Source organism: Blautia sp. MSK.20.85, from assembly GCF_013317245.1.
Classification (GTDB): domain Bacteria; phylum Bacillota; class Clostridia; order Lachnospirales; family Lachnospiraceae; genus Blautia_A.
Window position 1 is genome coordinate 1 of sequence record NZ_JAAIUN010000068.1, and the last position, 2,175, is coordinate 2,175.

Consider the following 2,175-nt stretch of genomic DNA (forward strand, 5'->3'; position numbering starts at 1 on the left):
AACAAAACGCTGTTCCAGTCATAGAATACCGGAAAAGGATCTGGAAGATGCCGTATTAGTGATGTTGAAACAGCATATCCAGAATATCCTGCACCTGAAAAGAGTCCTGGAATTTATCGGTACTGTGCCATTTCAGGAGATCAATATGAAAAAGCTGCAGGACAGGCTGGAGAAGAAAAAGCAGGAGAAAGAACGCTGTAAGGAGTTACGGATGATGCTCTATTCGGATATGAAAGAGGGCATTGTATCAAAAGAAGACTATGTAGAGCTTCATGCAGCATATGGAAAGCGGCTTAGAAATGCGGAAGAGAGTATCCGTGCGATCCAGAAAGAAATGGATAACGAGCTGGAAAAAGCAGACAAAGCCAATACCTGGCTGGATTATTTTGTGAAATATCAGGATATTGAAGAACTGTCCCGCACTGTGGTGGTAGAACTGATCAGGCAAATCCGAGTATATGATAAAAAGAATATAGAGATCACTTTTGATTTTGATGATTGTTATCAGACATTGCTGAATCAATTACCTGCTATGGGAGTTGATATGGTAATAGATGATGATAACAATCTGCAGGTCAATGTAAAGGAGGTTGTATAAAATGGCACGAAAGAGCAGGAAAAACATTCCGGAAGTAGTCAGCAGTGCAACCGTCCAGACAGAGGTGAGCAGACCGTTCCGGGCAGGATTGTATGCCAGAATTTCAATGGAAACAGAAGAAACCTTAGAAAGAGGAACGATAGAAACCCAGGTGGAACTGATGAAAAACTTTGTGGCAGATACGGAAGACATCGCAGTTGCAGAAATATATAAGGATTCTGATTATTCTGGTACAAATTTCGACCGTCCTGGTTTTACGCAGATGATGGAAGATATCAAGCATGGAAAAATTAACTGTGTGATTGTAAAGGATCTATCCAGACTTGGAAGGAATTATGTAGAGACAAGTAATTATATTGAGCGTGTATTTCCGTTTTTTCATGTGCGGTTTCTTGCTGTGACGGATGACTTTGATTCTTTCCGTGAGGGAGTGGATCTGACAGTTCCCTTAAAAAATATCATCAATGAGTTTTATTCCAAAGACCTTGCAAAAAAGAGCAGCAGTGCCAAAAAAGCCCTGTGGAAAGAAGGAAAATTTACTGGTGCATGGGAACCTTATGGATACAGGAAATCAGAACAGGACAGACACCAGCTGGTAGTTGACGAGGAGGCTGCCGGACATTTACGAGAAATTTTTACTATGTATATGGATGGATGCAGCTACAGCGATATTGCAAAAAGACTGAATACAGATGGTATCCTTTCCCCGACTTTGCAGAGGGAATATTATAAAACAGGCGAAAAGCCTTCACCGGAATCCAAACCTTGGAATAATTATGAAGTGAAACGTGTACTTCAGGATGTCCATTGTACCGGAGATTCTGTATATGGAAAATATCAGCAGAGTGTTTTTCAAGGAAACAAGCAGAGAAATCTACCGGAGAGTGAGTGGCTCTATGCTGAGAATACCCACGAAGGAATTATTGATAAAGAACTGTTCCGGCAGGTACAGGAAAAAATCCGGGAATTTACGGAAGCATACAAAAAGAAGCATCAGCTGAATAATGGAGCCATTCGGAATCATAATTTCTATACCGGCAAGATCAGGTGTGGGGGTTGTGGGAACCGCATGGTGTTGTCCAGAGAAAAAACAGGGACATTTTATTATATCTGTGGTGCAGATGCGAACCATAAATCCGGAGGAAATCAGTGTAAGGGGCACAGAGTCAAAAAAGAATACGTGGATGAAGACGTCCTTCGCCTGATCCAGTCACATATGAAAGCCGTATTGGATACAGAGAAACTGATCCGTGAAATGAATTCTGCTTCCAGAAACCAGACACAGTATTTGCTTCTGGATAAGGAAGTGGGGAAACTTCGGCGGGAGTTGAGCAGGATCAGCAAGCGTAAATCTGATTTATATGAGGATTATTCGGAACGTCTGATTACAGAAGAAGAATACATGCAGTTTTCCCGTATCTATTCCAATGAAATAGAAAACATCAAGAACCGCCTGGATGTAGTATTGGCGGCACAGGTACGGTATTCCAAGGATTATCATATCGAGGAAGGATGGGGAAAAGTGATACATACTTATATGTCAAAGCGTAAGCTGACAAAAGAAATGGCAGATGCCT

General features: G+C 41.5%; 2 protein-coding genes. Both read left to right on the forward strand.

Features of this window, described 5'->3' with window-relative positions:
• Window positions 1–598 (forward strand): DUF4368 domain-containing protein (locus G5B12_RS16840; protein WP_174088922.1); only part of this gene is annotated, 598 nt, incomplete at its 5' end.
• 1 nt (window position 599) lies between these two features.
• On the forward strand, window positions 600–2,175 hold a 1,576-nt coding region (locus G5B12_RS16845; RefSeq protein WP_174088924.1), incomplete at its 3' end, for a recombinase family protein.